The 20,441-nt window shown below is 64.3% G+C and carries 20 protein-coding genes and 1 pseudogene; 7 read left to right on the top strand and 14 right to left on the bottom strand.

Going from position 1 to position 20,441, the window contains the following annotated elements:
• Positions 1–72: 72 nt before the first annotated feature.
• The 3 genes from nhaA to ACZ6YA_RS19335 all read right to left on the bottom strand — a co-directional run bounded on the left by nhaA (position 73) and on the right by ACZ6YA_RS19335 (position 2,770).
• Positions 73–1,431 carry a Na+/H+ antiporter NhaA gene (gene nhaA, locus ACZ6YA_RS19325; protein ID WP_465898694.1) on the bottom strand — a complete coding sequence of 453 codons (1,359 nt, stop codon included), beginning with the start codon at positions 1,429–1,431 and terminating at the stop codon, positions 73–75.
• A 123-nt stretch (positions 1,432–1,554) separates the two neighbouring features.
• Positions 1,555–2,196: a DUF1109 domain-containing protein gene (locus tag ACZ6YA_RS19330; RefSeq protein WP_465898695.1), complete on the bottom strand. Its 642-nt coding sequence runs from the start codon at positions 2,194–2,196 to the stop codon at positions 1,555–1,557.
• Positions 2,183–2,770, bottom strand: coding sequence for a sigma-70 family RNA polymerase sigma factor (locus ACZ6YA_RS19335; RefSeq protein WP_465898696.1), 588 nt, complete (start codon positions 2,768–2,770; stop codon positions 2,183–2,185). Before ACZ6YA_RS19335 ends, ACZ6YA_RS19330 begins: the two co-directional genes overlap by 14 nt.
• 170 nt (positions 2,771–2,940) lie before the next feature.
• Between ACZ6YA_RS19335 and ACZ6YA_RS19340 the strand changes: the two genes are divergently transcribed.
• Genes ACZ6YA_RS19340 through ACZ6YA_RS19355 form a run of 4 tightly spaced genes read left to right on the top strand, consistent with a single transcriptional unit; the run spans position 2,941 to position 5,299 of the window.
• Positions 2,941–3,219: a BufA1 family periplasmic bufferin-type metallophore gene (locus ACZ6YA_RS19340; RefSeq protein ID WP_465898697.1), complete on the top strand. Its 279-nt coding sequence runs from the start codon at positions 2,941–2,943 to the stop codon at positions 3,217–3,219.
• 16 nt (positions 3,220–3,235) lie between these two features.
• Positions 3,236–4,069 (top strand): MNIO family bufferin maturase, encoded by an 834-nt coding sequence (bufB, locus tag ACZ6YA_RS19345; protein ID WP_465898698.1) that lies wholly within the window; start codon positions 3,236–3,238, stop codon positions 4,067–4,069.
• Positions 4,066–4,821 (top strand): HvfC/BufC N-terminal domain-containing protein, encoded by a 756-nt coding sequence (locus ACZ6YA_RS19350; protein WP_465898699.1) that lies wholly within the window; start codon positions 4,066–4,068, stop codon positions 4,819–4,821. Before bufB ends, ACZ6YA_RS19350 begins: the two co-directional genes overlap by 4 nt.
• Before the next feature lie 10 nt (positions 4,822–4,831).
• The gene (locus ACZ6YA_RS19355) at positions 4,832–5,299 is read left to right on the top strand and encodes a DoxX family protein (RefSeq protein WP_465898700.1); all 468 of its coding nucleotides are present in this window, start codon (positions 4,832–4,834) and stop codon (positions 5,297–5,299) included.
• A 10-nt stretch (positions 5,300–5,309) separates the two neighbouring features.
• Here the strand turns inward: ACZ6YA_RS19355 and ACZ6YA_RS19360 are convergent, their stop codons facing one another.
• The 4 genes from ACZ6YA_RS19360 to ACZ6YA_RS19375 are packed head-to-tail and all read right to left on the bottom strand — an operon-like array spanning position 5,310 to position 8,726.
• Positions 5,310–5,840, bottom strand: coding sequence for a PqiC family protein (locus tag ACZ6YA_RS19360; protein WP_465898701.1), 531 nt, complete (start codon positions 5,838–5,840; stop codon positions 5,310–5,312).
• A 24-nt stretch (positions 5,841–5,864) separates the two neighbouring features.
• Positions 5,865–7,505 (bottom strand): PqiB family protein, encoded by a 1,641-nt coding sequence (locus tag ACZ6YA_RS19365; protein ID WP_465898702.1) that lies wholly within the window; start codon positions 7,503–7,505, stop codon positions 5,865–5,867.
• On the bottom strand, positions 7,489–8,133 hold the full coding sequence (locus ACZ6YA_RS19370; RefSeq protein ID WP_465898703.1) for a paraquat-inducible protein A: 645 nt from the start codon (positions 8,131–8,133) through the stop codon (positions 7,489–7,491). The genes ACZ6YA_RS19365 and ACZ6YA_RS19370 overlap by 17 nt, the downstream gene beginning before the upstream one ends.
• Positions 8,130–8,726 carry a paraquat-inducible protein A gene (locus tag ACZ6YA_RS19375; protein WP_465898704.1) on the bottom strand — a complete coding sequence of 199 codons (597 nt, stop codon included), beginning with the start codon at positions 8,724–8,726 and terminating at the stop codon, positions 8,130–8,132. Before ACZ6YA_RS19375 ends, ACZ6YA_RS19370 begins: the two co-directional genes overlap by 4 nt.
• A gap of 277 nt (positions 8,727–9,003) precedes the next feature.
• On the opposite strand from ACZ6YA_RS19375, the pseudogene ACZ6YA_RS19380 reads away from it, so the two are divergent.
• Both ACZ6YA_RS19380 and ACZ6YA_RS19385 read left to right on the top strand, forming a co-directional pair.
• Positions 9,004–9,401, top strand: a pseudogene (locus tag ACZ6YA_RS19380) (OmpP1/FadL family transporter); the annotation flags it as partial.
• 44 nt (positions 9,402–9,445) lie between these two features.
• Positions 9,446–10,114 (top strand): DUF3313 domain-containing protein, encoded by a 669-nt coding sequence (locus tag ACZ6YA_RS19385; RefSeq protein ID WP_465898705.1) that lies wholly within the window; start codon positions 9,446–9,448, stop codon positions 10,112–10,114.
• Between the two features lie 38 nt (positions 10,115–10,152).
• Here ACZ6YA_RS19385 and ACZ6YA_RS19390 read toward each other — a convergent pair whose 3' ends face one another.
• Complete coding sequence (locus ACZ6YA_RS19390; protein WP_465898800.1) at positions 10,153–11,724, bottom strand: mechanosensitive ion channel family protein; 1,572 nt, start codon at positions 11,722–11,724, stop codon at positions 10,153–10,155.
• 56 nt (positions 11,725–11,780) lie between these two features.
• Complete coding sequence (locus tag ACZ6YA_RS19395; protein ID WP_465898706.1) at positions 11,781–12,881, bottom strand: AI-2E family transporter; 1,101 nt, start codon at positions 12,879–12,881, stop codon at positions 11,781–11,783.
• Positions 12,882–13,282: 401 nt separating this feature from the next.
• Between ACZ6YA_RS19395 and mrdA the strand changes: the two genes are divergently transcribed.
• Positions 13,283–15,175 (top strand): penicillin-binding protein 2, encoded by a 1,893-nt coding sequence (gene mrdA / locus ACZ6YA_RS19400; protein ID WP_465898707.1) that lies wholly within the window; start codon positions 13,283–13,285, stop codon positions 15,173–15,175.
• On the opposite strand, the gene ACZ6YA_RS19405 is transcribed toward mrdA, so the two are convergent.
• The 5 genes from ACZ6YA_RS19405 to ACZ6YA_RS19425 form a co-directional block, all read right to left on the bottom strand.
• Positions 15,153–16,547, bottom strand: coding sequence for an amino acid permease (locus tag ACZ6YA_RS19405; protein WP_465898708.1), 1,395 nt, complete (start codon positions 16,545–16,547; stop codon positions 15,153–15,155). The two genes, mrdA and ACZ6YA_RS19405, sit on opposite strands and share 23 nt — an antisense overlap.
• 186 nt (positions 16,548–16,733) lie before the next feature.
• The gene (locus tag ACZ6YA_RS19410) at positions 16,734–17,450 is read right to left on the bottom strand and encodes an ABC transporter ATP-binding protein (RefSeq protein ID WP_465898709.1); all 717 of its coding nucleotides are present in this window, start codon (positions 17,448–17,450) and stop codon (positions 16,734–16,736) included.
• Positions 17,447–18,220, bottom strand: a complete 774-nt coding sequence (locus tag ACZ6YA_RS19415) for an ABC transporter ATP-binding protein (RefSeq protein ID WP_465898710.1) — start codon at positions 18,218–18,220, stop codon at positions 17,447–17,449. The genes ACZ6YA_RS19410 and ACZ6YA_RS19415 overlap by 4 nt, the downstream gene beginning before the upstream one ends.
• The gene (locus ACZ6YA_RS19420) at positions 18,217–19,464 is read right to left on the bottom strand and encodes an ABC transporter permease subunit (protein WP_465898711.1); all 1,248 of its coding nucleotides are present in this window, start codon (positions 19,462–19,464) and stop codon (positions 18,217–18,219) included. The genes ACZ6YA_RS19415 and ACZ6YA_RS19420 overlap by 4 nt, the downstream gene beginning before the upstream one ends.
• 10 nt (positions 19,465–19,474) lie before the next feature.
• On the bottom strand, positions 19,475–20,413 hold the full coding sequence (locus ACZ6YA_RS19425) for a branched-chain amino acid ABC transporter permease (RefSeq protein ID WP_465898712.1): 939 nt from the start codon (positions 20,411–20,413) through the stop codon (positions 19,475–19,477).
• Positions 20,414–20,441 lie beyond the last annotated feature (28 nt).

A 20,441-nucleotide genomic window follows, 5' to 3' on the forward strand; every position in this document is an offset into this window, starting at 1 on the left:
AATACCCGCCAGGGAGGCGATTGGATGCACGCGTGGAAATATATTTCCTCATCCGTGCACCCGGCCGTTACGTCAACCCGCTTCTGCCGGCACCGCAGGGGTCGCTTTGCGCAGGCCGAGAACACCCCAGGTCACGCCAATCACCGCAGCGATAACGGAGCCAGACAGCACGCCAAGCTTGGCCGCACCCAGGGCACCTGGGTCTGCGAAGGCCAGGTTGGCAATGAAGATCGACATGGTGAAACCGATACCCGCCAATAGCCCGATCAGGGTGATGCCGCGCCAGGTCACACCCGCTGGCAATGCACACCAGCCCAAGCGCACCATCAGCCAGCTGACGCTGACGACGCCCAAGGGCTTGCCGGCGACCAGAGCCACGGCCACGGCCACCATCACCCAGAATGGCCCGTCGGCAGTCAGGTCAACACCCGATAAGCCAACACCGGCGTTGGCCAGGGCGAACAACGGCATGATCGCGTAGGCTACCCACGGGTGCAGGTTGCCTTGCACACGGGTAACCGGTGGTACCAGTTCCCGCTGGGCCAGACGCAGGTTTTTCAGCGGGCTCATGAGCTGGCTGGCATCACGCTCGGGAGACTTGGCGCGTCCCAGCAGGTCGTCGGTGAAACGGCTGACGGCCTCAAGCGGGCGCTCGCCCAGCGGCATGGCCTTGACTGGCGTCATCAGGCCGAGTGCCACACCCGCCAAGGTCGGGTGGGCTCCGGTCATCAGCACGCCCAACCAGGTGATGAAGCCGGGGATGATGTAGGCATAGGCCGAGCCAACACCGATCTTCTGCAGGCCGACCACCAGCAGCAGGCCCACTGCAGCCACACCAAGGCCGCTGTAATCGAGGCCACCGGAGTAGAAGAAGGCGATGATCAGCACGGCTATGATGTCGTCGATGATCGCCAGCGCCAGCAGGAACACCCGCACATTCGAGGGGATCGATTTGCCCAGCAGCGCCAGCACACCCACTGCGAAGGCGATGTCGGTGGCGGTGGGCACCGCCCAGCCCTGATGGTCGGCGGGGCCATGGTTGAAGGCGAGGTAGATCAGCGCGGGCACCGCGACCCCACCGACTGCCGCCGCCATCGGCAGCGTGGCTTGGCGCAGGCTGGACAACGCGCCTTCATGGATCTCGCGGCGAATTTCCATGCCGACTACCAGGAAGAAGATGGTCATCAAGCCATCGTTGATCCAGAAATGCAGGGATTGCGAGTACACCAGCGAGCCGATGCCGAAGGAAATAGGGGTGTGCCAGAGGGCATCGTAGCTGTCGGCAGCAGGGGAATTGGCCCAGATCAGGGCCGCCACGGCGGCGATCAGCAGTACGATGCCGCTGACGGCTTCGATGTGCAGAAAGCGCTCGAAATTGGCAAATGCGCGCTGAGCGATTTGCTGCGCGCGAGGCAATACATGTTTTTGCATGGGTGCGACGACTCCCGCAGGCGGCCCGACCTGCGTAGTTATTTAACCTGCATCACTGCTTCGCGCAGCTTAGCACCCGGCGGGCATTCTAGCGGAAAGCGACCTTTCGTGCACCCAGCGCGCTTACCACCGCAATAAGCGCGGACCCAATGCGGCACCAAACAGCGTCGGCAAGGCCATGCCCAGCACGTACCAGATGCCCCAGAACGGTACCTGCATTTCCGGGCAGTGCAGGCAGTAGGCCAGGGTCGCGGTGGAGCCCGCCAGCAGGCCGCCCGCGCTGCCTGCCTGGCGCAAGCGGGTCGGGGCCAGCCCGCGCAGCGCCCAGGTCACGGCGATGAACACGGGTATGCACAGCAGCGCGATGTTCAACGCACAGGTGCGCCAGGTGCGGCCGAGAATCAACTCGGCACGGGCGTCTACCGGGGCGCCGGAAAGGCTGATCGCCGCGCCCAGCCACACCACCAGCAATGGGAGCCCCAGCAGCCCCCAGGCCACCCCGCCTTTGACGCCCGGCCTGGCCAGGCGTTGCGTCAACCACAGCGCCAGCAGCGCCAGGCTGCCGGGCAAAGCCAGCTTGGCCCAGAACAACGGCGTGCGCGCCACGTCGGCAAGGTCGCTGCGCACACCGTAGATGGCGATTGTCATCAACAACGCGGTCAGCACGCCGGCAAATAGCGCCACGGTCATGCGCCGCGCCAGGGCGTGCCGGTCTATCGGCCCTTCGCCAGCGGCCAGCAGGGAAATCAGTTCATCGGTCTTCATCGCTTTCACTGCCTCGAATCAACCTGGCCAGGGCCTTCAGCCCACGGTGGATACCTATCTTGACCGCCGAACTGGAGAGCCCGGTGATCCTTGCGGCTTCTTCCACTGACAGGCCCTCAAGCTTGACGTGGACGATCGGCAAACGTTGGCGCTCGGGCAACTGCCCCAGCAGTTTACCCAGGTCGCGGCTGGCCTGGGCGGGCACCTCGTCGCTGGCCGCAAACAGCTCGCTGTCGTCTTCCAGCAGGTCGTGCAGCGCCTCGCGGTGAGCGTAGCGGCGCAGATAATCCGCCAGCTTGTACCGGGCAATCGCCTGCACCCACGCGGTCAGCGGCTGTTGCGGCTGATACGTATGCCGGGCGTTGTGCACGGCCAGCAACACCTCCTGCAGCAGGTCTTCGACCTCTGCCGGGCGCTGTTGCAGACGCCGCCTCAGAAAACCGCGCACGTGCAGTGCCAATGCCGCGAGGAATTCGCGGTAAGCCTGCGCATCACCTGCCAGCCCGCGCAGCAGCATGCGCTGCAACTGCGTTTCGCGTGCAGCAAGCAAGTCCTGTGGGTTAGTTCGTTGCATTGGCCGCCAGGGTTACACCGTCGGAAGGTTTCTTTTATCGAACCTTAGATGAGCCCAAGCCACCCACTGGAAAAAAATTTCGCCGGCTTGTAACCGGGACAACTATCGCCGCGAACTACTCAATGAGCCGCCGGTACTTCACCACGGCCACCTAACCCGGAGACACCACCATGAAAACCCTCGCCCTCGCCACTGCCGCTCTGGCCCTCGCTTCCATGGCCAGTGTCGCCATGGCCGCCGATACCACCAGCAGCGGTGCAGCCATGGAGAAATGCTACGGCGTCGCCATGGCCGGCAAGAACGATTGCAAGGCCGGCGCTGGTACCACCTGTGCCGGCAGTGCGAAGAAGGACTACGACGCCATGCACTGGAAGAACGTACCGGCCGGCACCTGCACGTCGATCAAGACCCCCAACGGCATGGGGTCGCTGACCCCGAGCAAGTCCTGAGTGCAAGGAGCCGACCATGAACCGGATCGACACCCTTGGCGCCGGGCTCGGGCTCAAGGCCGAGCACTATGCTCAGGCCCTGGCGTGCAACGTCGAAGGCCTGTGGTACGAAGTGCATCCGGAAAACTACATGGTCGGCGGCCCACGCCTTGCCTGGCTGCAGCGCATGGCCGAGCGCCATTCGCTGTCGCTGCACGGCGTTGCGCTGTCACTGGCAGCGGATGCCGAGCCGGACGCCACCCACCTGCGCCGCCTGCGGGCGCTGATCGACCTGGTCAAGCCGGCGCTGGTGTCCGAGCACCTGGCCTGGTCCACCTGGCGCGGCCAGTACCAACCCGACCTGCTGCCCTTCCCCCGCAGCAACGAAGCCCTGGCACGCATCAGCGACAACATCCTGCGCACCCAGGATGCCCTGGGGCGCTGCATCGCCCTGGAAAATCCCAGCCACTACTTGCAGTTGCAAGGGCATGACTGGGACGAGATCGGGTTTCTTGGTGAACTGGTGCGCCGCACCGAGTGCACGTTGCTGCTGGACGTCAACAACGTGCATGTCAGTGCACACAACCTGGGCTTCAACGCCGAGGACTATCTCGACCGCTTCCCGGCCCAAGCCATCAGCGAGGTACACCTGGCCGGGCACAGCCACGACGCGCAGGGCGCGCTGCTCATCGACTCCCACGATGCCGCCATTGCCAAGCCGGTCTGGGCCTTGTACCGGCGCCTGATCGCCCGTATCGGCCCTAGCCCGACGCTGATCGAGCGCGACGGCAACCTGCCGGCTTTCGATGACCTGCTGGCCGAACGCGCCATCGCCCAAGCGACCCTCGACCACCCGGGAGCCTTGCCATGAACCTGCCCCTTGGCCAGTTTCAGGACGCCTTCATCGACGCCCTCTACCGGCGCCCTGCCCCGCTGCTGCAAGGCCTGACCGGGCAAGCGGCATTCGCGGTGTACCGCAATACCGTGCTGGCCGGCTGCGTCGATGCACTGCGGGCCAACTTCCCCAGCGTCGAGACCCTGGTAGGCCCCGACTGGATGCAGGAAGTCGCAACCGCCTACGCTAACCACTCGCCGCCCGACGATCCCCGGCTGATCCATTACGGGGCCGGCTTCGCGTGTTTTCTGGAGCAATTGCAGGCCCATCACGGGCTGCCCTACCTGGCCGACGTCGCACGCCTGGACTTCTACTGGTGCGAGGTGTTCAGCGCCGATCAGGACCCTTGCCTTGACCTCACCGAGCTGGCCGGCATGACCGCCAACGACCTGATGCACAGCCACCTTACCCCGCGCCAAAGCGTGCGCTGGCAGTGGTTCAACGCACACCCGGCGCTCAGCCTGTGGCGCTGCAGCCGTGAAGGCCAACCGTGGGCGGACGCGCAGCCCTGGGTGGCAGAGGGCGCGCTGCTCAGTGGCGGCAGCGAAGGCGTCAGCCACCAGCCATTGGAAATCGGCGGCTGCACTTTCCTCGATGCCTGCGCGGCAGGCCACTCGCTGGAAACTGCCTCGCAGCTCGCCCAGCAATGCCAACCCGACCTGGACTTCAGCGACCTGCTCGGTCGCCTGCTGCAAGACCAGGTTTTTCGCCCACTCTCGTTCGCATGAAGGAATGGCCATGGACACCCTGCGCTCCACTGCCCCGGCAATTAGCTTGCGCCAACGCTGGAACGGCCTGGCCGACCGCCTGCAACGGCTGCTCAACGACAACCTGTTGTGCCTGGTCGCACGACTGGGCATCGCCTCGGTGTTCTTCATGTCAGGCCGCACCAAGGTCGAAGGCTTTCTGAGCATCACGCCCAGTACCTATGAGTTGTTCCAGAGCGAATATGCGCTGCCCTTGGTGTCACCGTGGCTCGCCGCCCATTTGGCGACCTATGCCGAACACCTGTTCCCGCTGCTGCTGGTGCTTGGCTTGTTCACCCGACTTTCGGCGCTGGCCCTGCTCGGCATGACTACAGTGATCGAATTGTTCGTCTACCCTGACGCCTGGCCGACCCACCTGTCCTGGGCGGGCCTGCTGCTGTTGCTGCTGGCCAAGGGTGGCGGTGCGTTGTCGCTGGACCATCTGTTGCGGCTGCGCTGAGTGGTATTGTTCAGGACCTTGGGCAACCCGAGGCACTCCCTCGCACGGCGCGGGCAAGCTTCTGCAGGTTAACCTGCTGAGCGCCGACCAGGCTGCCGACGCTGTTCTGCGCGGGGGTCTGCACCGACGTTCGACAGGTCATCTCGTTTTGCCCCGGGCGCTGCAGGCGCCACACCGCTTCCAGCAGCGCGTACTGCCCAGGCACCGAGTCGAAGCGCTGCACCTCCACCCGCAACACAGCGCGCGGCGTGCCGCCAACCGGCCCTCCCAACTGGTCCTGCAAGGCACTGCGGAACTCATCGACCAGGTTGGCGCCCCACCATTCGGTCTCAAGGATCACAAGGCCACTGGTGCCTTGGCGTATCACCAATTGCGGGCGATCCACCTGGGGTGGCAGGCTGACCCGCTCGACCAGAATCGTCTCACCCGCACCACGGTTCGGCTGCGCAGCCACCAGGGTGTGGTAATTGTTCGGCGCGCTGCGGCAGCCCGCGGTCAGCACCACCAGCGTGGCCAGCAACAGGGTAGGCAGCGTGCGCATCGGCTCTCACTCCTTGGGGCGTGGTCAGGGTTGCACGTCGTCCGCGCCTGCGGCTTTCGGCCGCCCGCGAATCAGCGATTCGGGATGACGGCCGAGGTAATCTGCCAGGTCGCGCAGCGAGCGTGACATGCGCTCCAGCTCCTGCAGCGTGTCTCCCAGCTTTTCCCTTTGCGGCGAGTTTTCGTCGATCGCCGAATTGGCCGTGCGCAGGGTCTTCTGCAGTTCGCTCAGCGTGTTGGTTACCCCCGGCAGCGTCTGCCCATCGACGCGCTTGAGCGTGGCGCGTAACTCACGCAGCGTACCGTCGAGGTTGCCGGCAATACTTTCCAGCGGCAGCTTGCCGATGCGTTCCACCACACCCTGCAACTGCTCCTGGAGTTTTTCCAGGCTGCCGGGCACGGTGGGGATGACGATGGGGTCGGCACTCATGTCGAAGGCGACCTTGGGCGCGTCCGGATAGAAGTCCAGAGATATGAACATCTGGCCGGTGATCAGGTTGCCGCTGCGGGCCTGGGCGCGCAGGCCGTGCTCGACGAATGAGCCGATCAGCTGTCGGGCCCCGGCGGCGTCGCCCTCGGTATGGTTGAACACCTTGAGCATTTTCTGGTGCACCGGGCCCAGGCGCTTGGGGTAGATGGCCGCATCGACCACCACCGGGAAGATCTGTTTTTTCGGGTCGTAATCCAGGGTCACCGAGGTCACCCGGCCGAATTCCACACCCTTGAATTCGACCGGTGCGCCGACCGCCAGCCCGCGCATCGACTGGTCGAAGCGCAGGCGTAGGTATTGCGGGCTACCGGTCGGCGGTGCCAGGGCCGCATCGCGGTCGGCGAACAGTTCGAAGGCCTGTTGATCAGCCGCAGGTTCGGCGACGGCGGCATATTCGGGGGTGCCGAAGGCCAGCCCACCCATGAGGATCGACGACAGCGACTGGGTCTCGACTTTCAACCCGTTAGCGCCGATCTGCATGTCGATGCCGCTGGCATTCCAGAAGCGTGTATCCAGCGTGACGAAGGCGTCGTAGGGCGACTGCACGAAAATATCGATGTCCACCCCCCTGCCATCGGGCTTGATGGCGTAGGACACCACCTCGCCCACCGGGATTCTGCGGAAGTAGATCGATGAACCGATATCCAGCGAGCCCAGGTCATTGGCGCTGAGCACAAAGCGCTTGCCCTTCTCGCCATAGGTGATCGGCGGTGGCGACTCAAGCCCGACGAAGTTTTTTTCGGGCTTTTTCGACTCCCCGGCATCGGCGCCGATAAAGCTGCCCGAGAGCAAGGTATCGACCCCGGAGATGCCCCCGGCGCCGATGCGCGGGCGCACCACCCAGAAGCGCGCACCTTCGGTGGCGAACGACTCCGCCTCTTTCGACAACTCGACCTTGGCATCTACGCTCTTGTGGTCTGCGGCCAGCTCCACCGACGTCACTTCGCCGATCACCACGCTGCGGTAGCGCACCTGGGTCTTGTTCGCCACCAGGCCCTCACCACTGCGAAACGAAATGCTGATCACCGGCCCCTGTTCCATCCAGTTGCGCACTACCAGCGAAGCGCCGACCAGCAGCGCCAGGATCGGCACCACCCACACCAGCGAGACATTCAAGCGCCGTGTGCGGACCTGGGCCTGGCCGGGGCCAGCGCGGTTGTCAGTTTCCAGCGCCATCGCCATGCTCCCCGTGGTGTGGTTGGTCGTCCCAGATCAGACGTGGGTCGAAGCTCATGGCCGAGAACATGGTCAGCACCACCACCATGCCGAAAAACAGGATGCCTGGGCGTGGCTCGATGGTGCCCAGCCCACGCAGCTGGACCAGCGCCGCCACCAACGCCACCACCATGACGTCGAGCATCGACCAATAGCCAATCAATTCGACGCAGCGAAACAGTTGCGAACGTTGGCGGCGCGCCCATTGGCTGCGGCGCTGGGCGGTGAAGAGCAACAGCCCAAGGGACACGAACTTGATCGCCGGCACGCCGATACTGGCGATGAAGATGATCAACGCGATATCCCAGGCGCCCGCCTCCCAGAATTCCAGCACCCCGCCGACGATGGTGCTGTCGCTGCCCTGACCGAGCATTTCGGTGTTCATCACCGGCAATGCGTTGGCCGGGATATAGAAGATCAACGCGGCAAACAGAAAGGCCCAGCCGCGGGTGATGGCGTTGGCCTTGCGTCGGTGCAACGGCGCGCCGCAGCGGTCGCAATGGTGCTGATCAAGGCGCAGGGCGCAGGCCTGGCCACAGCCGTGGCACAGGCACAGGTTCATCTGGTCGGCCAACGCCGGCGCGCTCATACCTGCGCCCACAAATCGCGGATGTCGCGACCCGCGATGAAAATCAGCAACACACTCAGCGCCGCCAGGGCGATCAGGCCGATACCCGGGATCACGTCGAGCAGGCCGGCCAACTTGATCACTGCGACCATGGCGCCGAGCAGGCATACCTCCAGCATGCTCCACGGCCGCAGGCCTTCCAGCGCGCGCATGCAACTGGCAAAGCCAGGGGCGCGACGCCCGCCCACCGCGAAGCCCAACACCCAGCACAACAGGGCAATCTGCAGCACCGGGGCGAAGATGATCGCCAGCGCCAGCACCAGGGCGATGAAGGTGATGCTGCCGTGGCTGAGGATCAGTACCGAATCCCACAACGTTGCCGAATTGCTGATGCCGCCCATGCTGATGGTCATCACCGGGTAGGCGTTGGCAAACGCCAGCAGCACGCCACCGGTCACGCACAGGGCCAGGCGCCGTTGTACGTTCAAAGGGTTGTGGCGGTACAGCACACCGCCGCAGCGCAGGCACAGTGCACTTTGGCGACGTTGCAGGGGGGCGCGCTGATAAACAGCGTCGCAGTATTCGCAAATGACCACATCATTCGCCTGGGCCATGCATATCCCCACCGGAAATGGCGCTTGCCTGGCAGGCAATACTAGTCAACTGCCAGGCAACCTGCTTTTTTTTCGCTGTGCAGGCGTGCGTGTTTGTTGCCTGGCCCGGCCAAACTTGCGCGACAAGGTGCGTCGTCTAAAGTATCAAGTCTGATAAACAGCGGTCGCTGGTCAGGAGCGTGTGAAATGAGCTACCGCCCGCGTGAGCTTGGCAAGCACGCCCTTGTTATGGCCTTTACAGCGCTGCTTTATGGCAATGACGCGTGGGCGGGCGGCATCCTCATTTGGCGACGTCGGCGTCGAGGTCGACAGCAATGCCGGTGGCACCAGCCGCACCGTCGACCGCAAGTACAAGGACACCTGGCACGCCTCGCTAGGTGCGCAATACCAGGCAACCCCACAGTGGCGCTGGAGCATGGGGCTGGGCTACGACAGCTCGGCGGTCGATGACAAGGACCGCACGGTCGACAACCCCATGGGCGAAGCCTGGCGGTTCGCGGCTGGGGTCAACCACCAGGTCGACGAGGGCCTCGATCTGCACCTGGCCTATACCCTGGTCTGGCTCGGCGACATGGACGTCGAGCAGACCAAGGCGCGCTCTGGCAATTCGTTGTCCGGCAGTTAGACAACAGCGCTCTGCACATCGTCGGCGGCGGCGCGACCTGGCGTTTCTGAAGTGACCCCGCACGGCACCGATCATTGTGAGAAGGAGAAGCTGCATGAACACCAAGTCGTTGGCTGCATCGCTGTGCCTGGCAACGCTCATGCTGCAGGGCTGCGCTAGCAAGTATGTGGAGTCCGATCAGTATTCGGGCTTTCTCAAGGACTACAGCGTCCTGAAAGAGGACAAATCGCCCTCGGGTGCACCGGTCATGCGCTGGATCAAGCCTGGCGTGGACGCCAAGCACTACCGCAGCGTGTACATTGAGCCCAGCCAGCTCTATCCCAAACCGCAACCGACCGAGAAAGTCCCGCAGTCGACGTTGCAGGGCATCACCGGCTATTACGACCAGACCCTCAAGAACCACTTCTCGCAGGTCTTGCCGCTGGCCACCAGCCCTGGCCCTGGGGTATTGGTGGTGCGCCCGGCGATCACCGCCGTGAGCGCCAAGACCAAAAGCCTGCGGCCGTATGAAGTGATCCCGATTGCGCTGGTGGCTGCGGGCATCAGCACCGCGACCGGGATTCGTGACCAGGACACCAGCATCGCCACCGAGGCCGCTTTCCTGGACGGTGACACCAATGAGGTGGTCGCCGAGGTTGTGCGCAAAGGGGCTGGTACCGAACTGGAAAACTCGTCACAAGTCATGCAGGCCAAAGACGCCAAGGCCGTGCTCGACGGCTGGGCCAAAGACATGGTCAGTTCGTTCCAGGCCTTGAGAAAATAACCCCCCTACCACTGCAGGGTCGCCCCTGCAGTGGTTACTCAAGGCTCATCCGCGCTTTGCCCTTTCGCCGGTGCCGTGTACCACTTGTCCCGGGGCACCCATTTCTCCTGTGCGGGGTCACCCAGGTAATGTGGCGACATGATCTGCACGCCGTATTCGTTGAACACGTCCTGAATGTTGGCATGCAGCAGGCTCAATAGCTCCGCGCGCGGCCGCGGCTCGCTGGGCACGGCCTGGGCTACCAGGCGGTATTCGGGGTAGAAGTCCGACAGCCCGGTCTGAAACACCTGCGGCTTGGGCGTGTCGAGAATGCCCTCGGTGCGCTGGGCCGCCGCCACCAGCATCGCTTCTACCTGCCGCCAGGGCGTGTCGTAGCCGATGGTCACCACGGTATCGACGATGTAGCCACGGCCCTGCACCGCTCGTGAATAGTTGCGCGTGACGGAACCGGTGATCATCGAGTTGGGCAAGGTCAGCACCTCGCCCAGGCCGGTGCGGATGGTGGTGTTGAACATCCCTACTTCGGTCACCGTCCCCTCGTTGTCGCCGACCCGCACGTACTCGCCGGTTTTCAAGGTGCGCGAATAGGTCAGGATCAACCCCGCCGCCGCCTGCCCGACCATGCTGGAGGCGCCCAGCGAGATCATCAGCCCGAGCAATACAGACAGGCCTTTGAACGCGTCGGTCCCCGAGCCTGGGAGGTACGGGTAGGCCATCACCAGCGCGAACAGCCAAATAGCTAGCGACGTCAGCCGCACGGTTGGCTGCAGGGTTTCTTCGGTCAGCCAGTTGAGGGTGCCCGGCCGTGCCATGCGCTCCAGCACGCGCCGGCTAAAGCCACTGATGCCGCGGGCGATGAAAAAGATCAGGATGGCTACGGCAATCCCCGGGATGGCCTGGAGGATGCCATCGAGCAGGTATCGCAGCAGGTCGAGCAGGTGCACGTTGAGTCTCTCGCCCCACGGCCGGGTATAGGGGAACTGCGAGAGCACCAAACTCAGCCACTGGTAGCCCAGCAACAACACCACCACCCAATAGAACAGGCCCAGCAGGCGGTCGATGATCCGGTAGACGTATTGCATGTCGAACAGCGGCATCTGGCCGACGCGAATCTGTCGGGCCCGCTCGCGCATCAACTGCGGCAAACGCCCGCGCAGCTTGCGTCGGGCCAGGTTGGCGGCCTTGACCAGCACCAGGAAAATCAGCGTGGCCAGGGCCGACAAGCCAAAGGCCTTGAGCAGAAAATGCAGGTTGCGCGCCTCGCCAGACTCGTCGACCACCTGGCGCAGCACCGCAGCGGCCTGCTCGGCGGCATCGCGGGTGTCGGCGCCGCTCAGCTCCAGGTCCTGCGGCGCGATGATGAAGGCGCGCCGGTTGCCCAGCAGCACCAGATAACTGCTTTGCAGCGGGTCGAGGCTGACGTTCAGTTCGTCGGTGCCCCGCAGCGCTTCTTCGATCACCGCTGTGGCCCGCTGAGCCCGGGCAGCCGGGGTTTCCCCAAGCAAGGTGGCGTGGAAGGTGAATATGCTGCGGTTGGCGATCGTCAGCTCCGCGGGCTCAGCGGGTAAGCCAGCGGGGGTAAGGGTGGCGGCGTCGTTGCCCTGCCCCATCGCAGGCAGCAGGGCCAACAGCACCCACAACACGCGAAGCAACGCTGGCCCCATGATCAATCTGGCTCGACCGGTGCCACGGGAGCGCTGGCTGGCCCGTCATCGACCCACTGCCAGAACAGCATGTAGCCAACCGCCAGGATCACCGGCCCGATGAACAGGCCAATGATGCCGCCAGCGACCATGCCGCCCAAGGCGCCGATCAGCACCACCGGCATCGGTACGTTCACCCCGCGCCCCAGCAGCAAGGGTTTGAGGATGTTGTCGGCCATGCCCGCCAATATGCTGTACACGGCGAACACCACACTGGCGACGCTGACGCCCTCGGTGAAGAACACGAAGCACACCACCGGCAAGGTAATCAGCAGCACCGGCAGTTGCATGATCCCCAACAGCAGCACTACCAGTGCCAGCAGACCGGCGCCGGGGATGCCCATGACCACGAACCCGACACCCACCAGCACCATCTGCACGAAGGCGATGCCGACCACACCCTGGGCCACCGCACGGATGGTCGCAGTGCACAGTGCGGCGATCTCTGGGCCGCGCTGCGGCCCGGAAATCCGCGTGCCGATACGCACTGCGCTGCGTTCGCCGTTGTCGCCGTAGGCCATGACGATGCCCGACAGTATCAGCGCACCGAGAAACAGCAGAAAGCCCGTGCCCACGCCGGCCAGCTTGCCCAGTACGACCATGCCAAAGCCTTTGAGGTGGGGTGCTACGCTTTGCGCCAGGCTGCTGACATCGGTCGCCGCCTGCTGCCACAGGGCGAACAGCTGGGGCCCGATCAATGGCCAGGTCTGTACGTCTGGGTTGGCCGGTGGAATGTGCCACGCGCCACTTTCGAAAAGCTCCAGGCCCGCACGCACCGACTCGCCGATGGACACCGCCAGCAGGTAGACCGGCACCATCAGAATCAACAGGGTCACCACCACGATAAGGGTAGCGGCATGCCCGGGCTTGAGCCCCAGACGATGGCGCAGCCGGCCGTGCAAGGGATAGAAGGTGATCGCCAGGATCACCGCCCAGAGCATCAGGCCAAGGAAGGGGTGGAAGACTTCGTAACAGGTGACCACCAGTGCCGCGACCAGCCCGGCACGAATGAACACGTCCAGCAGCGCACGGGAGAAATCCCGTCTGACAGGAATAGGTACCATCGGATTCTCCAGGTAGGCCTATTACCGCTCCATGGGGCCTGTGGGTGCCAGGCCCTTGGGCGCACGGTGGATGCAGCACTGCTTCACCCTAGTACAGGTCGAGCGCTTTTGCGCTACAGCAGCGGTTGGCTACCTCGTACAGGGCGCATGAACAAATCTTCATATTCACGGTGAACGCCCTTATCGCGGGGTGAAACGCCGGGCGCGGCGACTGCGGCGGCGGCGCTTGCCTTGAGGGCCGGCGCCAGCCCGCGTAGCATCGCCGCCCCGCATCCTTGTGGGAGCCGGCTTGCCGGCGATTCGAGTGCATTGCACTCGTCTACATCCATGTTGGCTGGCCTGGCGTATCGCCGGCAAGCCGGCTCCCACAGCTTTCGCGTTCAGCCGACACACCACTGCCCATGCCCCAACCGATCCCCCTCAAGGACCACGAAAAGGAAAAGACCCTGGTCAACCGCCGGCTGCTGGCCTGCGCAGCCCTGGTCTTCAGCCTGGTCGCCGTCCTGGTCGGCCGCCTGTACGTGCTGCAGGTGCTGCAACACGACCAGCAGACGGCGGTGTCGGAAAACAACCGCGTGCACGTGCTGCCCATCGCCCCCGAGCGCGGGCTGATCTACGACCGCAACGGCGTGGTGCTGGCCGACAACAAGCCCAGCTTCGACCTGACCATGACCCGCGAGCGCGCCGGTGACTCGGCCAAGGTACTCGATGAACTGGCGCACGTACTGAGCCTGGGCGATGACGACCGCAAGCAGTTCGACAAGGACCTGCGCCGCGGTCGCAAGCCGTTCGAGCCGGTGACCCTGATGGTCGGCCTGACCGAGGAACAGATCGCCCTGGTGGCGGTGAACCAGTTCCGCCTGCCCGGGCTGGACGTCGAGCCGCAGTTCATCCGCGAATACCCCCTGGCCGAGCACTTTGCCCACTCGGTCGGCTATGTCGGGCGCATCAACGAAAAAGAAGCCAAGACCCTCGACAGCACCGAATACCGCGGCACCCAGTCGATCGGCAAGACCGGCATCGAACACTTCTACGAAGCCCAGCTACACGGCCATGTCGGATACGAAGAAGTCGAAACCAACGCCCAGGGCCGGGTGATGCGCGTGCTCAACCACCAGGCGCCGATCCCCGGCAAGGACATCATCCTGAGCATCGACAGCCACCTGCAAGTGGCCGCCGAGAAGGCCCTGGGCGACCGCCGGGGTTCGGTGGTGGTGCTCGACCCGGCCAACGGCGACGTACTGGCGATGGTCAGCAACCCCAGCTTCGACCCCAACCTGTTCGTCAAGGGCATCAGCTTCAAGCAGTACGCCGCCCTGCGCGACTCGATCGACCGGCCGCTGTTCAACCGCGTGCTGCGCGGGCTGTATGCACCGGGTTCGACGGTGAAACCGGAAGTGGCCATCGCCGGCCTCGACAGCGGCGTGATCACCCCCGGCAACCGGGTGTTCGACCCCGGCTACTACGAGCTGCCCAACTACGACCACAAATACCGCAACTGGAACCGCAGCGGCGATGGCTGGGTAGACATGTACACCGCCATCATGCGCTCCAACGACACCTACTTCTACGACCTGGCGCACAAGCTCGGCATCGACCGCCTGCACGACTACATGTCCGAATTCGGCCTGGGCCAGAAGGTCTCGCTGGACATGAACGAAGAGGCCGCAGGGCTCATGCCTTCGGCCCAGTGGAAGCGCGCTACCCGCCGCCAGGCCTGGTTCCCCGGCGAAACGCTGATCCTCGGTATCGGCCAGGGCTACATGCAGGTCACCCCGCTGCAGTTGGCGCAAGCCACCAGCCTGCTGGCCAGCAAAGGCGTGTGGCACCGCCCGCACCTGGCCATGAGCGTGGGCGGCGAAACCCCGGTCGACCCCAACCCCATGCCTGACATCGTGCTGCACGACCGGCATGCCTGGGACCAGGTCAGCCAGGGCATGCAGATGGTCATGCACGACCCGCGCGGCATCGCTCGCGCCGCCGCCGCCGGCGCCCAGTACCGCATTGCTGGCAAGAGCGGCACGGCGCAGGTGGTGGCGATCAAGCAAGGCGAGCGCTACAACCGCAACAAGACCCTGGAGCGCCACCGCGACAACGCCCTGTTCGTCGGCTTCGCCCCCGCCGACCACCCCAGCGTGGTGGTGGCGGTGATGATCGAGAACGGTGAGGCCGGTGGCCGAGTGGCTGGGCCGGTGGTGCGCGAGGTGATGGATGCCTACTTGCTGGATGAACAGGGGCATTTGAAGCCGGAGTATGCCGGTGGCGCGCAGGTCAAGCCCGTTCCGCATACCTAGGGCTGTGCACCAGCCCCAGTCGGCGCCGGGTCACGCACACCAATAAAATGAACCCGGTCACGCCCCCCGTCATCAGCGCCTCGTAACGATAGGCATCGCTGAACAGCATGTAACCCAGCACCAGCAATATGGCGCTGATCACCAACCAGGTCAGCCAGGGGAACAGCCACATCTTGAAGGCCAACGGCATGCCTTCACGTTCCGCCCGTGCACGCATGCGCAATTGGGAAACGGCGATCACTAGATAAACCAACAGCGCGATCGACCCTGTAGTTGAGAGCAAGAAGCTGAACACCTTGCCCGGGAAGACATAGTTGACCAGGCAGCCAGCGAACCCGGCCAAAGTCGACAGCAGCACCGCCGCCACCGGCACGCCACTGGCCGACACCCGCTTGGTCAACGGCAGCGCTTCACCGCGTGCGCCAAGGGAATAAAGCATGCGTGACGCCGTGTACAGCCCGGAGTTCATGCAGCTGGTCACGGCCACCAACACCACCAAATCGATCACCAACTTGGCGCCCGGCACGTTGAGGATTTCCAGCACCCGCTGGAACGAGCCCACGGTGTTCAACGCCGGGTCATTCCAGGGCACCAGCGCGACCACCAGGAAGATCGAGAGCAGGTAGAAAATCGCAATGCGGTACACCACCAGGTTGGTCGCCCGGCGGATTTTCTCTTTCGGGTTGGCAGTCTCGCCGGCAGCGATGGTCACCACTTCCGCGCCGAAGAAGCAGAAGATGGTGATCAGCACACCGCCCAGCACCGCCCCCCAGCCGTTGGGCACGAAGCCACCGTTGGCCCACAGCTGACTGACGCCCGAGACATTCGCCAATGGCCAAAAACCCAGCACCGCCAGGCCGCCCACGGCGATGAAGGCGGCGATTGCCAACACTTTGATCAGTGCGAACCAGAATTCGAACTCACCGAAGTTCTTCACGCTGACCAGGTTGCTGCAGGCCAGCAGCGCCATGATCAGGAACGCGAACAGCCAGGACGGTACCGCAGGGAACCACGCGTGAAGGATATCGGCACCGGCAATGGCCTCGACGGGGATGATCAGCACCCAGAACCACCAGTACAGCCAGCCAATGGTAAACCCGGCCCAAGGCCCGATGGCTTCGCCGGCATAGGTGGAAAATGAACCGCTGTTCGGGTTGGCCACCGCCATCTCGCCGAGCATGCGCATGACCAGCAGCACCAGCAGGCCGGTCAAGGCATAGGAAATGAGGATGGCCGGGCCAGCCGAGGCAATCGCCTTGGACGAGCCGATGAACAGCCCGGCACCGATGATGCCGGCGATGGAGATCATGGACACCTGGCGCGAAGTCAGGCCGTGTTGCAATGCGGATGGTGAGGTTTTTTGAAGCGACATCGAGTAAACCTTCTTGGAGACTCGGCCGGGGCTGCCGGCCTCTTCGCGGGCAAGCCCGCTTCCACAGGGACCATGTAGTCCTCAGGATCACACTGTCCCTGTGGAAGCGGGCTTGCCCGCGAAGAGGCCAGTGAAGCCTGCCGAGCATTCAGCATAACCCCCTCGCCCGCAGGCCAGGAGCATGAATCACTCGCCCAGGTAGGCCTTCTTCACCTGGTCATCGTGCAGCAGGGCATTGGCGCAGCCTTCCAGCGAAATGCGCCCACCGTCGATCACGTAGGCGCGCTCGCAGGTCTGCAGTGCCAATCGGGCGTTCTGCTCGACCAGCAGCAAGGTCACTCCGCCCTTGACCACCTCGACGATGGTCTCGAAGATCTTCTGCACGATGATTGGCGCCAGGCCCATGGACGGCTCGTCCAGCAACAGCAGCTTGGGCCTGCCCATCAATGCGCGCGAGATCGCCAGCATCTGCTGTTCACCGCCGGACATCGTCCCGGCCAACTGGAAGGCGCGCTCCTTCAGGCGCGGGAAGATGCCGTACATGCGCTCGATATCGGCATCGATCGCGTCCTTGCCGTCGCGCCGCGAGTAGGCGCCCATTTCGAGGTTTTCGTGCACCGTCAGCTTGGGGAAGATACCCCTGCCCTCCGGCACCAGCGCCAGCCCTTCGCGGATCAGGTCATGGCCCTTGATCGCCGCGTGCGCCTTGCCGTCGAAGGTGATCTTCCCGGCGTTGGGCTTGAGCAGCCCGGCCAGGGTCTTGAGGGTGGTGGTCTTGCCAGCGCCGTTGGCTCCGATCAGCGCGACCATCTCGCCCTCGCCCACCTTCAGGTCGATGCCCTTGATCGCCTGGATGGCGCCATAGGCCACCTTCAGGTCATGCACTTCGAGAATGTTCTTCATGCCACTGCCTCCGCGCCGAGGTAAGCCTCGATCACCTTTGGGTCCTTGCGCACATCGGCAGGCAGGCCGTCGGCGATCTTGCGGCCGAATTCCAGCACGGTGATGTGGTCGCACAGGCCCATGACCAGTTTCACGTCATGCTCGATCAGCAACACCGTCTTGCCGTCGCCCTGCATCTTGCACATCAGCTGGCGCAGGCCCTCGGTTTCCGAGGCGTTCATGCCGGCCGCCGGCTCGTCGAGGGCGATCAGCTTGGGCTCGGTGGCCAGCGCGCGGGCGATTTCCAGGCGGCGCTGGTCGCCGTAGGAGAGGTTCCTGGCCAGCTCGCCGGCCAGGTGCGCGATGCCTACGTAATCCAGCCAATGGCGCGCGGCCTGGCGAATCTCGCGTTCCTCGCGCACGCAGGCCGGGGTGCGCAGGATGGCGCCGAACACACCACTACGGGTGCGCACATGGCGGCCGATCATCACGTTTTCCAGGGCGGTCATGTTGTGGAACAAGCGGATGTTCTGGAAGGTGCGCGAGATACCAGCCTCCACCACCTTGTGCGGCTTGCTGATGCGCAGCGGCTTGCCGTCGAACACCACCCGCCCCTGCTCGGCCCGGTACAACCCAGTGAGCACGTTGAACAGGGTGGTCTTGCCGGCGCCGTTGGGGCCCAGCAGGCCGCGAATCTCACCACGGCGGATGCTCAGGTCGATGCCGTGCAGGGCCTGTAGGCCGCCGAAAAATTTGCTGACCTGGTGCAACTCGAGAAGGATGTCGCTCATGCCTTGTCCGCCTGTTGGCTCGGGAGTTCGAAGGAAGGCTCGCTGACCGGTGCCTGCACGGCGGTGCTCAGTGCTGCAGCGACCGGCGCCGGTTGTGGATCGCCGTCGTGCAGCTCGGCCCGGCGCCGGTCGGAAGGCCATAGGCCTTCGGGGCGAAAGCGCATGACCAGGATCAACGCCAGGCCGAACACCAGCATGCGTAGGGTCGAGGCATCCAGCACGTTGCGCAGGATGTCGCGGCTGATGAAGGTGACGTTGTCCATCACCCACGGCTGTACCCAGTTGACCAGGTCGCGGAACAGCTCGGGCATCACCGACAGAATCAACGCGCCCAGCACCACGCCGCGAATCGAGCCCATGCCGCCAAGCACTACCATCGCCAGCACCATGATCGACTCCATCAGGGTGAACGACTCGGGGCTGACGAAGCCCTGGTAGCTTGCGAACAGCACGCCCGACACGCCACCAAAGGTGGCGCCCATGGCGAACGCCAGCAGCTTGAGGTTGCGCTTGTTCAGGCCCATGGCCTCGGCGGCTACTTCGTCCTCGCGCAGGGCCATCCAGGCCCGGCCGATGCGCGACACCTCGAGGCGCTTGGAGAGCACGATGCAGAGGATGACGATGGCCAGGAAGAACAGGTAGTAGCTGATCACCGGCGACACCTGCAGGCCGAACAGGCTCCAGCTCTGCTGCAACGACAACAGCGGCGCTGCGCCCTCGCCCGCCGCATGCATCCACGGCCCGCCATCCACATGCAGCGGGGCGATGTCGCTGATGCCCTGGGGGCCGTTGGTGAGGTTCACCGGCTGGTCCAGGTTGTTCATGAAGATGCGGATGATCTCGCCGAAGCCGAGGGTGACGATGGCCAGGTAGTCGCCGCGCAGCTTGAGCACCGGCGCACCGATCAACACCCCACAGATCGCCGCAGCCACTGCGGCCAGCGGGATGATCACCCACAGCGGCCAGTCCAGCACACCGTTGGCAAGGCCGGCCATATGCAAGTGCGGCGAGGCCAGCAATGCATACAGGTAGGCACCGATGGCGTAGAAGCCGATGTAGCCCATGTCGAGCAGGCCGGCGTAGCCGATGACGATGTTCAGGCCCAGCGCCAGCAGCACGTAGAGCATCGCGAAGCCAAGGATGCGCACCCAGGTCGGGCCGAGCATGGGGATGGCCTCGACCAGGAACGGCAAGGCGATGAAGCCGAGGATCAACAGCAGGTAGTGACTCTTGAGGTTTTTCATGGCAAGCCCCTCAGGCGCGGTCGGCCTGGCGTTCGCCAAGCAGGCCGTTGGGCCGCATGAGCAGCACCAGGATCAGAACCGCGAAGGCGAAGATGTCCTGGTAGTTGGCCCCCAGGAAACCGCCGGTGAGTTGCCCGGTGTAGCCTGCTGCCAGCGATTCGATCAGCCCCAGCAGCAAGCCGCCGGCCATCGCCCCGAACAGGTTGCCGATACCGCCGAGCACCGCCGCCGAGAACGCTTTTAGGCCCAGCAGCAGGCCCATGTAGGCGTCGGCCTGGCCGTAGTTGACCGCGCGCATCACCCCGGCGATGGCGCCCAGGCTGGCGCCGATGAGGAAAGTCGCACTGATCACCCGGTTGATGTTGATGCCCATCAGCCCGGCCACTTCCTGGTTCTGCGCGGTGGCGCGCATGGCCTTGCCCAGACGGGTCTTGTCCACCAGCAGCCAGAGCCCGAGCATGATCACCACGGCGATCAGCATGATCGACAACTGCACGTTGGTGACCGTGGCACCGAACACGTCCACCGGGTGGGTTTCGACCACTTCCGGGAAGGTCTTGTAGCCGCGTCCCCAGATCATCATCGCCAGGTTCTGCAGGACGATGGAGATGCCGATGGCAAGGATCAGCGGGGTCAGCCGCGGGGCCTTGCGCAGCGGCCGATAGGCATACTTTTCCATGCCCTGGGCGAGCAGCATGCACACCACCACGGCGGCCATGATTGCCAACAGCAAGGTGATGATGCCGGGGGCAAAGCCTGCGCCGGCGAGCATCGTCAGTACCGAAATGGTCACCATGGCGCCGACCATCACCACTTCGCCATGGGCGAAGTTGATCAGGCCAATGATGCCGTAGACCATGGTGTAGCCCAGGGCTACCAGGGCGTAGATGCTGCCCAGCACCAGGCCGTTGAGGACCTGTTGCAACAAGATATCGAAATTACCGTCCACGAGCTGAATCCTCGAAACTGCGTTGTCG

It is taken from the genome of Pseudomonas sp. NPDC090752, from assembly GCF_055584805.1.

Bases quoted from the DNA above. Each gene is read 5' to 3' on its own strand.
- ACZ6YA_RS19375 (WP_465898704.1), bottom strand. From the start codon at position 8,726: ATGGCCCAGGCGAATGATGTGGTCATTTGCGAATACTGCGACGCTGTT.
- ACZ6YA_RS19370 (WP_465898703.1), bottom strand. From the start codon at position 8,133: ATGAGCGCGCCGGCGTTGGCCGACCAGATGAACCTGTGCCTGTGCCAC.
- ACZ6YA_RS19420 (WP_465898711.1), bottom strand. From the start codon at position 19,464: ATGAAAAACCTCAAGAGTCACTACCTGCTGTTGATCCTCGGCTTCATC.
- ACZ6YA_RS19410 (WP_465898709.1), bottom strand. From the start codon at position 17,450: ATGAAGAACATTCTCGAAGTGCATGACCTGAAGGTGGCCTATGGCGCC.
- ACZ6YA_RS19330 (WP_465898695.1), bottom strand. From the start codon at position 2,196: ATGAAGACCGATGAACTGATTTCCCTGCTGGCCGCTGGCGAAGGGCCG.
- mrdA (WP_465898707.1), top strand. From the start codon at position 13,283: ATGCCCCAACCGATCCCCCTCAAGGACCACGAAAAGGAAAAGACCCTG.
- ACZ6YA_RS19395 (WP_465898706.1), bottom strand. From the start codon at position 12,881: ATGGTACCTATTCCTGTCAGACGGGATTTCTCCCGTGCGCTGCTGGAC.
- ACZ6YA_RS19340 (WP_465898697.1), top strand. From the start codon at position 2,941: ATGAAAACCCTCGCCCTCGCCACTGCCGCTCTGGCCCTCGCTTCCATG.
- ACZ6YA_RS19360 (WP_465898701.1), bottom strand. From the start codon at position 5,840: ATGCGCACGCTGCCTACCCTGTTGCTGGCCACGCTGGTGGTGCTGACC.
- ACZ6YA_RS19350 (WP_465898699.1), top strand. From the start codon at position 4,066: ATGAACCTGCCCCTTGGCCAGTTTCAGGACGCCTTCATCGACGCCCTC.
- nhaA (WP_465898694.1), bottom strand. From the start codon at position 1,431: ATGCAAAAACATGTATTGCCTCGCGCGCAGCAAATCGCTCAGCGCGCA.
- ACZ6YA_RS19415 (WP_465898710.1), bottom strand. From the start codon at position 18,220: ATGAGCGACATCCTTCTCGAGTTGCACCAGGTCAGCAAATTTTTCGGC.
- ACZ6YA_RS19365 (WP_465898702.1), bottom strand. From the start codon at position 7,505: ATGGCGCTGGAAACTGACAACCGCGCTGGCCCCGGCCAGGCCCAGGTC.
- ACZ6YA_RS19405 (WP_465898708.1), bottom strand. From the start codon at position 16,547: ATGTCGCTTCAAAAAACCTCACCATCCGCATTGCAACACGGCCTGACT.
- ACZ6YA_RS19390 (WP_465898800.1), bottom strand. From the start codon at position 11,724: ATGGGGCAGGGCAACGACGCCGCCACCCTTACCCCCGCTGGCTTACCC.
- bufB (WP_465898698.1), top strand. From the start codon at position 3,236: ATGAACCGGATCGACACCCTTGGCGCCGGGCTCGGGCTCAAGGCCGAG.
- ACZ6YA_RS19355 (WP_465898700.1), top strand. From the start codon at position 4,832: ATGGACACCCTGCGCTCCACTGCCCCGGCAATTAGCTTGCGCCAACGC.
- ACZ6YA_RS19385 (WP_465898705.1), top strand. From the start codon at position 9,446: ATGAACACCAAGTCGTTGGCTGCATCGCTGTGCCTGGCAACGCTCATG.
- ACZ6YA_RS19335 (WP_465898696.1), bottom strand. From the start codon at position 2,770: ATGCAACGAACTAACCCACAGGACTTGCTTGCTGCACGCGAAACGCAG.